This window comes from Streptomyces chilikensis (assembly GCF_001642695.1).
GTDB lineage: Bacteria > Actinomycetota > Actinomycetes > Streptomycetales > Streptomycetaceae > Streptomyces > Streptomyces chilikensis.
Window position 1 is genome coordinate 2948240 of sequence record NZ_LWCC02000005.1, and the last position, 8511, is coordinate 2956750.

The following is an 8511-nucleotide window of genomic DNA, read 5'->3' on the forward strand; positions in this document are numbered from 1 at the left end:
CGGACCGTCCGGAGGGCGCCGCCCGCGGGGCACGGCCGGCGCGCGCCCGCGCGGCCCCGCCCGGGCACGGCGGAGCCGGGCCACGCGCCCGGGACCTCTCAGCCGGTGCCCCCCGCGGGTGAGAGCAACGTTCCACCGCGGTCACCGCGCCGCGCCGGGGACCGAAACGCGGGACGCCTAGCTTCGGTGGCGTCAGTCGGTGAGCCACCGTGGAGGCGTCATGCGCACAGCCCCCGTCGCGAGCACGGGCAAGAGGTCCGGTCGCTGGATCGAGCACTGGGATCCGGAGGACGAGACGTTCTGGAAGGAGACGGGCGAGAAGGTCGCCCGGCGGAACCTCGCCTTCTCCGTGCTCTCCGAGCACATCGGGTTCTCGGTCTGGACGCTCTGGTCCGTGCTGGTCCTCTTCATGGGCCCGGAGTACGGCCTGACGCCCGCGGACAAGTTCCTGCTGACCTCGATGGTCACCCTGGTCGGCGCCGTCGTCCGGGTGCCGTACACCTTCGCGGTGGCGGTGTTCGGCGGACGGAACTGGACGGTGATCTCCGCGAGCCTGCTGCTGGTCCCCACCGTCGCCGCCTTCCTGGTGATGGAGCCGGGGACGTCCTTCTCCACGTTCCTCCTGGTCGGCCTGCTGGCCGGCGTCGGCGGCGGCAACTTCGCCTCCAGCATGACCAACATCAACGCCTTCTTCCCGCTCCGCCGGAAGGGCTGGGCGCTCGGCCTCAACGCCGGCGGCGGCAACATCGGCGTGCCGGTGATCCAGCTCGTCGCGCTCGCCGTGATCGGCGCGGGCGGCGGCCCCCGGCTGCTGCTCGGCGTGTACATCCCGCTGATCCTGGTCGCCGCCGCCCTCTCCTGGGCCCGCATGGACAACATCGCCTCGGTGCGCAACGACACCGGCGCGGCGGTCGACGCCGCGAAGGACCGCCACACCTGGATCATGGCGGTCCTCTACATCGGCACCTTCGGCTCGTTCATCGGATACAGCTTCGCCTTCGGCATGGTGCTGCAGACCCAGTTCGGCCGGACCCCGCTGGAGGCGGCGGGGGTCACCTTCGTCGGCCCGCTGCTCGGCTCGCTGATCCGCCCCGTCGGCGGCCGCCTCGCCGACCGGTTCGGCGGGGCGCGGATCACCCTGTGGAACTTCGCCGCCATGGCGGCCGCCACCGTGGCGCTGGTCCTGGCCGGCAGGGCGGGCGAGCTCACCCCGTTCACCTGCGCCTTCGTGGTGCTGTTCGTGCTGACGGGGCTGGGCAACGGGTCGACGTTCAAGATGATCCCGGGCATCTTCCACCGTAAGGCGCTGGCCCGCGGACTGAGCGGCGAGGCCGCGGACGCCTACGGGCGGCGGCTCTCCGGCGCGTCCATGGGGCTGATCGGCGCGGTCGGCGCGCTCGGCGGCGTCGGCATCAACCTGGCGTTCCGCCAGTCGTTCATGACCACCGGCTCCGGCACCGGCGCCTTCCTCGCCTTCCTCGCCGTGTACGCGGTGTGCATCCTCGTCACCTGGGCGGTATACCTTCGCCGTCCGGCCGCCTCCGCCGCCCCGGCGGCCGCGGGCGCGGCGGGCGGCGAGGCGAAGCCCCAGCTCAGCTATGCCGAGGTGTGACGTAACGACGCCGAAATGAGGAAGATCCGAGCCTGTCACGCGCCGTTGACAGGCTCGGATCGCATGCGGGGGACGTCATCTCCGCGGGAGCCGGGAGCGGGACGAGCGGAACGGGAGCGGGACGAGAACAGATGGAAGACGCGGAGCAGCAGCCGGAAGGCGAAGAGCAGCGGCGACCGGCGGCCGGCCACGGCCCGCTGGCCGGCTTCACCGTGGGGGTGACCGCCGCCCGCCGCGCCGAGGAGCTCGGCGCGCTCCTCCAGCGCCGCGGGGCGAACGTCGTCCACGCCCCCGCCCTGCGGATCGTGCCGCTCTCCGACGACGGCGAACTGCTCGCCGCCACCGAGGAGCTGCTCGGCCGTGCCCCCGACCTGGTGGTCGCCACCACCGCCATCGGCTTCCGCGGCTGGGTGGAGGCCGCGGAGGGCTGGGGGCTCGGCGGGGACCTGCTGCGCGTCCTCGGCGAGGTCCGCATCCTGGCCCGCGGGCCCAAGGTGAAGGGCGCGGTGCGGGCCGCGGGGCTCACCGAGGAGTGGTCGCCCGCCTCCGAGTCGATGGCCGAGGTCCTGGACCGGATGCTGGCCGAGGGCGTCGACGGCCGCCGGGTCGCCGTCCAGCTGCACGGAGAGCCGCTGCCCGGCTTCGTGGAGGCGCTGCGCGAGGCCGGGGCCGAGGTGGTCGGGGTGCCGGTCTACCGGTGGATGCCGCCGGAGGACGTCGGCCCCGTCGACCGGCTGCTGGACGCCGCCCTGGCCCGCGGCGTCGACGCCGTCACCTTCACCAGCGCGCCCGCCGCCGCCTCGCTGCTCTCCCGCGCCGGGGAACGCGGACAGCTCGACGCCCTCCTCGACGCCTTCGCCCACGACGTCCTGGCAGCCTGCGTCGGCCCGGTCACCGCGCTGCCGCTGCACTCCCACGGCGTGCGGACCGCACAGCCGGAGCGGTTCCGGCTCGGCCCGCTGGTCCAGCTGCTCTGCCAGGAACTCCCGGCCCGCGCCCGTGCCCTGCCGCTCGCCGGGCACACCGTGGAGATCCGCGGTCACGCCGTCCTCGTCGACGGCGCGCTGCGCCCCGTGCCCCCCGCCGGGATGGCGCTGCTGCGCGCCCTCTCCCGCCGCCCGGGCTGGGTGGTCTCCCGCGCCGACCTGCTGCGCGCCCTGCCCGGCTCGGGCCGCGACGAGCACGCCGTGGAGACCGCGATGGCCCGGCTGCGCACCGCCCTGGGCGCCCCTAAGCTCATCCAGACCGTCGTCAAGCGCGGCTACCGGCTCGCCCTGGACCCCTCGGCGGACACCAAGTACGCGAATTGATCCAGGTCGCGTACTGTTGTCGGCCGCCAGTACGCATGAATGGGGACACCGGTGGCCGCTCAGGCACAAAAGGGGAACGCGGTCGACACGGCTCGCGGGACGGACGGCGACGCGGCGGGGGACAGCGCCAGGGAACGCGAGATCGCCCTCGAGCAGGAACACCTCGACCGCGTGTACGTCCGCCTCGAGGAGAAGATCTCCGAGGCGGAGTTCCTCATGCGGGACGCGGCCCGCAAGGGCCACGTCGGCACGCCCGGCGCGCTCGCCGAACGCGACGCGCAGGTCTTCCGGGCGGGCGTCCACCTCAACCGGCTCAACAACGAGTACGAGGACTTCCTCTTCGGCCGCATCGACATGCTGCTCGGCAAGGACGGCAAGAAGGGGCCCGACGGCGCCTACACCTCCGTCGAGCCCGCCGAGGAGGCGATCCGCGAGGACGACACCGCGGACATCGCCGAGACCCTGCACATCGGCCGGATCGGCGTCCTCGACGAGGACTACGCGCCGCTGGTCATCGACTGGCGCGCCCCGGCCGCCGCCCCGTTCTACCGCGCCACCCCCGTCGACCCGGGCCGGGTGGTGCGCCGCCGCGTCATCCGCTCCCGCAACCGCAAGGTGCTCGGCGTCGAGGACGACCTGATGCGCCCGCGGCTCACCGCCTACCTGGACGGCCGGGAGCTGGCCGTCATCGGCGACGGCGCGCTGATGGCCGCGCTGGGCCGCGCCCGCGGCCACACCATGCGGGACATCGTCTCCTCCATCCAGGCCGAGCAGGACCAGGTGATCCGCGCCCCCGCCGCCTCCGTCACCTACGTCGAGGGCGGACCCGGCACCGGCAAGACCGCCGTCGCCCTGCACCGCGCCGCCTACCTGCTCTACCAGGACCGGCGGCGCTACGCGGGCGGCATCCTGATCGTCTCCCCGACGCCGCTGCTGGTCGCCTACACCGAGGGCGTGCTGCCCTCGCTGGGCGAGGAGGGGCAGGTCGCCGTCCGCGCCGTCGGCTCACTGGTCGACGGCGTCGAGGCCACCCTGCACGACTCCCCGGCCGCCGCCCGGATCAAGGGCTCCCACCGGATGCTCAAGGTGCTGCGCAAGGCCGCCCGGGGCGCCCTGGAGCTCGGTCCCGGCGGGCGCGGCGAGACCCCGGCCCCCGACCGGCTGCGGGTGGTCGCCTTCGGCCGCCGCCTGGAGCTGGAGGCCGGCGAGCTGGAGCAGATCCGCCGCACCGCCCTCGGCGGCACCGCCCCGGTCAACCTGCTGCGCCCCCGCGCCCGCAAGCTGCTCCTGGACGCCCTGTGGCAGAAGTCCGGCGCGGGCTCCCGGCACACCGACCCGGAGCTCGCCGCCGAGCTGCGCTCCTCCTTCGACGAGGACGTCACCACCGAGGACCCGTTCATCGAGTTCCTCGACACCTGGTGGCCCGAGCTCACCCCGCGGGCCGTGCTTTCCGCCATGGCCGACGAGCGGCGGCTGGGCCGCTGGGCGCGCCGCGTCCTGAACCCGGGCGAGGTGCGCAAGGTCGCCCGGTCGCTGCGCCGCGACGGGTTCACCGTCCACGACATCGCCCTCCTCGACGAACTGGAGGCCGTGCTCGGCACGCCCGTGCGGCCCCGCCGCAGGCGCGAGCTGGACCCGCTGGACCAGCTCACCGGCCTGGAGGAGCTGATGCCGGTCCGCGAGGAGTCGCAGCGGGAGCGCGCGGAGCGGCTGGCGAAGGAGCGGGTCGAGTACGCGCACGTCATCGTCGACGAGGCGCAGGACCTGACGCCGCTGCAGTGGCGGATGGTGGGGCGGCGCGGGCGGCACGCCACCTGGACGGTGGTCGGCGACCCGGCGCAGTCCTCCTGGTCCGACCCCGACGAGGCCGCCCAGGCCCGTGACGAGGCGCTGGGCACCCGGCCCCGCAGGCGGTTCACCCTCACCGTCAACTACCGCAACCCCTCGGAGATCGCCGACCTGGCCGCCAAGGTGCTGGCGCTGGCGATGCCGGGCTCCGAGGCGCCCGCCGCGGTGCGCTCCACCGGCGTCGAGCCGCGGTTCGCCGTCGCCGGGGACGGGCTCGGCGCCACCGTGCGGGCCGAGGCGGAGCGGCTGCTCGGGCTGGTCGAGGGCACGGTGGGCGTGGTCGTCGCCATGAACCGCCGCGAGGAGGCGGTCCGCTGGCTCGACGGGCTGGGCGGCCGGGTGGTCGCCCTGGGCAGCCTGGAGGCCAAGGGCCTGGAGTACGACGCCACGGTGGTCGTCTCCCCGGCCGAGATCGCCGACGAGTCACCGGCCGGCCTGCGGGTGCTGTACGTGGCCCTCACCCGGGCGACGCAGCAGCTCACCGTGGTCTCCGGGGAGCGGGACGAGCCCGACGCGGACGGCGTCCCGGACCTGCTGAGGGACTGACCCGCCCGGGGGTCGCCCCTCGCGCCGTGCGCGGCGTCAGTCGCGGGCGTCCGCCCTGCGGTTGCGGGCCACGATCGCGCCACCGGCGGCCAGCATCAGCACCGCGGCGAAGCCGAGGTTCGTGGTGGTGCCGGTCTCGGCGGTGACGGGGAGCTCCTGGCGGATCTCCTCGGTGTGATGCGTCCCACCGGTGGCGGCGGCGGGGACGGCCGCGCCGGCGAGGAGGAGGGATGCCGCGGCGGGGACGGCGGCAGCCCAGCGGGGGAGGGAGCGGATCGACATGGGGGCACCTCTGGCACAGAAGTGGGTGAGTGAGGCCGAGGTGCGAGCTTCCGCCTCCCCGACGATCAAGGTCAAGGCGCCTACGGATCGGTTGGCGGCCTCTGTCCGGCTTTGCTCCGCGCAACGATTGGGTAACGGCAGGTTTGGACGGCGGCGGGGCCGTCCCGGCCCGCCCGGCGGGGCGGCCGGTCCGGCCGGTCCGGAAAAAGGGCCGCGAGGGCCTGGCGCGGTCGGATCGGTTTGTTAGCCTGGACAGTGACACCGGCCCGATCCAAGCCCCCGGGCCCAACCTTCGTCGCTACGAGCGACCACTTGCCGCGAGGCGAGCATGGCGGGTCGGTGTCACTTCTCCGCTTCAGGGAATGCGAGACCCATGTCGGCCACATCGGCGGCATGGGTCTTCGTCGTTCCCCGGCCGGCCGGGACCCCCGTCCAGGACAACCGGGCAATTCGCAGCGAATCGTCCCCGGCTAACGCCTACTCGCCGGTAGGTGCGACGATCGGACAGCACATTCGATCCTGCCACCGCCTCGGCGCCTGCCCCACCTCGCGGCGCCGCAGGCCCCGCGGCGATCGCACAGCAGTACACGCGAAAGCAGAGGAAGTCCGCAATGGCAACGGCGCCCAGCGTCTCCTACTCGATGACCATCCGGCTGGAAGTGCCCGCGAGCGGAACCGCCGTGTCGCAGCTCACCACCGCCGTGGAGTCCTCCGGAGGCTCGGTGACCGGCCTCGACGTCACCGCCTCGGGCCACGAGAAGCTCCGGATCGACGTCACCATCGCCGCCACCTCCACCGCGCACGCCGACGAGATCGTCGGGAACCTGCGCACCATCGAGGGCGTCACGCTGGGCAAGGTCTCGGACCGCACCTTCCTGATGCACCTCGGCGGCAAGATCGAGATGGCGTCCAAGCACCCCATTCGCAACCGTGACGACCTCTCCATGGTCTACACGCCGGGTGTGGCCCGGGTGTGCATGGCCATCGCGGAGAACCCCGAGGACGCCCGCCGCCTGACCATCAAGCGCAACGCGGTCGCCGTGGTCACCGACGGTTCCGCGGTGCTCGGCCTCGGCAACATCGGCCCCAAGGCGGCGCTGCCGGTGATGGAGGGCAAGGCCGCCCTCTTCAAGCGGTTCGCGGGCATCGACGCCTGGCCGATCTGCCTGGACACCCAGGACTCCGACGCCATCGTCGAGATCGTCAAGGCGATCGCCCCGGGCTTCGCCGGCATCAACCTGGAGGACATCTCCGCCCCGCGCTGCTTCGAGATCGAGGCCCGCCTGCGCGAGGCCCTGGACATCCCGGTCTTCCACGACGACCAGCACGGCACCGCCATCGTGGTGCTGGCGGCGCTCACCAACGCGCTGCGGGTGGTCGGCAAGAACATCGGCGACGTCCGCGTCGTCATGTCCGGCGCCGGCGCGGCCGGCACCGCCATCCTCAAGCTGCTGCTGGCGGCCGGCGTGAAGAACGCCGTGGTCGCCGACATCCACGGAGTGGTGCACGCCGGCCGGCACGACCTGGTCGACGCCACCCCCGGCTCGGCGCTGCGGTGGATCGCCGACAACACCAACCCCGAGAACCTCACCGGCACCCTCAAGGAGGCCGTGCGCGGCGCGGACGTCTTCATCGGCGTCTCCGCCCCGAACCTCCTGGACGGCGACGACGTGGCCGCGATGGCCCAGGACTCCATCGTCTTCGCGCTCGCGAACCCCGACCCGGAGGTCGACCCGGCGGTGGCCCGGCAGACCGCCGCGGTGGTCGCCACCGGCCGCTCGGACTTCCCGAACCAGATCAACAACGTGCTGGTCTTCCCCGGCGTCTTCCGCGGCCTGCTGGACGCGCAGTCCCGCACGGTCGACACCGGCATGATGCTGGCGGCCGCCGCGGCGCTGGCCGACGTCGTCACCGAGGACGAGCTGAACGCCAACTACATCGTCCCGAGCGTCTTCAACGACAAGGTCGCCGGAGCGGTGGCCGGGGCGGTCCGGCGGGCCGCCGAGTCCGTCCAGGGCTGACGCCCCCGGGTCCCCGCCGGTCCCCGCCCCGGCGGGGACCGGCGGGGCGGGGCGGGCGCTGTCCGCGGCAGGACGTAACGTGGTGGGGCACCGCGGTCGGAGCCACCGCGTGTGGCGGACACGCCACGCGTACGTGTGACTCCCCGCCGTGTTCGTCGGGACCGGATTGGCTTTAGCGCCGCAGGTGGGGGCAGGATGCCTCTCTGGGCGCGAGGGTCCGACCACGGACCCGGGTGCGGGGGACTCTCCGGTGACCCTGGCAGCATCGGCTTCGCTGTGCCCGACATGCGGCTCCGCCGCGTGGCACGCCTCAACGGCAAGAAGAAACACGGGAGTAAGAACATGAACCGCAGTGAGCTGGTGGCCGCGCTGGCCGACCGCGCCGAGGTGACCCGCAAGGACGCCGACGCCGTTCTGGCCGCGTTCGCCGAGGTCGTCGGCGACATCGTCTCCAAGGGCGACGAGAAGGTCACCATCCCCGGCTTCCTGACCTTCGAGCGCACCCACCGTGCCGCTCGCACCGCCCGCAACCCGCAGACCGGCGAGCCGATCCAGATCCCGGCCGGCTACAGCGTGAAGGTCTCCGCGGGCAGCAAGCTGAAGGAAGCGGCCAAGGGCAAGTGACCCCGGCCCCTCAGGCAGCGTGAAGGGCGGCCACCCCACTCCGGGGCGGCCGCCCTTCACCTTTTCCCCGCCTCGCGCGGGCCCGCCCCCGGGCCTGTCCGGGCCGTTCCGGTCGTCGCACGGAGGGCGGCCGCACGGCGCCGGGTGCGGTGGGAGCGCGTGCGGGGGTCCGTGCGGCGGACGGGAACGGCCGTGCGGGCCCGGGGCCCGCACGCACCCCGCGAGGCCGTGCGCCGGCCGGCGGCGGGAGGCGCGGAGGCCCCCCGGC

6 protein-coding genes are annotated in these 8511 nt (G+C 74.0%); 5 read left to right on the plus strand and 1 reads right to left on the minus strand.

Annotated features, from left to right (window positions below; genetic code table 11):
* Nucleotides 1-220: 220 nt before the first annotated feature.
* The 3 genes from A2U95_RS13180 (at nucleotide 221) to A2U95_RS13190 (ending at nucleotide 5316) form a co-directional block, all read left to right on the plus strand.
* A complete protein-coding gene (locus tag A2U95_RS13180; RefSeq protein ID WP_166022304.1) occupies nucleotides 221-1612 on the plus strand; it encodes a nitrate/nitrite transporter in 1392 nt (463 codons plus the stop codon).
* Between the two features lie 131 nt (nucleotides 1613-1743).
* Nucleotides 1744-2922 (plus strand): uroporphyrinogen-III synthase, encoded by a 1179-nt coding sequence (locus A2U95_RS13185; protein WP_166022305.1) that lies wholly within the window; start codon nucleotides 1744-1746, stop codon nucleotides 2920-2922.
* A gap of 39 nt (nucleotides 2923-2961) precedes the next feature.
* Nucleotides 2962-5316, plus strand: coding sequence for a HelD family protein (locus A2U95_RS13190; RefSeq protein ID WP_166022306.1), 2355 nt, complete (start codon nucleotides 2962-2964; stop codon nucleotides 5314-5316).
* A gap of 36 nt (nucleotides 5317-5352) precedes the next feature.
* On the opposite strand, the gene A2U95_RS13195 is transcribed toward A2U95_RS13190, so the two are convergent.
* Nucleotides 5353-5598, minus strand: a complete 246-nt coding sequence (locus A2U95_RS13195; RefSeq protein ID WP_166022307.1) for an LPXTG cell wall anchor domain-containing protein — start codon at nucleotides 5596-5598, stop codon at nucleotides 5353-5355.
* Nucleotides 5599-6209: 611 nt separating this feature from the next.
* Here A2U95_RS13195 and A2U95_RS13200 point away from each other — a divergent pair.
* The gene (locus A2U95_RS13200) at nucleotides 6210-7619 is read left to right on the plus strand and encodes an NAD-dependent malic enzyme (RefSeq protein WP_166022308.1); all 1410 of its coding nucleotides are present in this window, start codon (nucleotides 6210-6212) and stop codon (nucleotides 7617-7619) included.
* Nucleotides 7620-7961: 342 nt separating this feature from the next.
* Nucleotides 7962-8243, plus strand: a complete 282-nt coding sequence (locus A2U95_RS13205) for an HU family DNA-binding protein (RefSeq protein WP_003950507.1) — start codon at nucleotides 7962-7964, stop codon at nucleotides 8241-8243.
* Nucleotides 8244-8511: the final 268 nt, after the last annotated feature.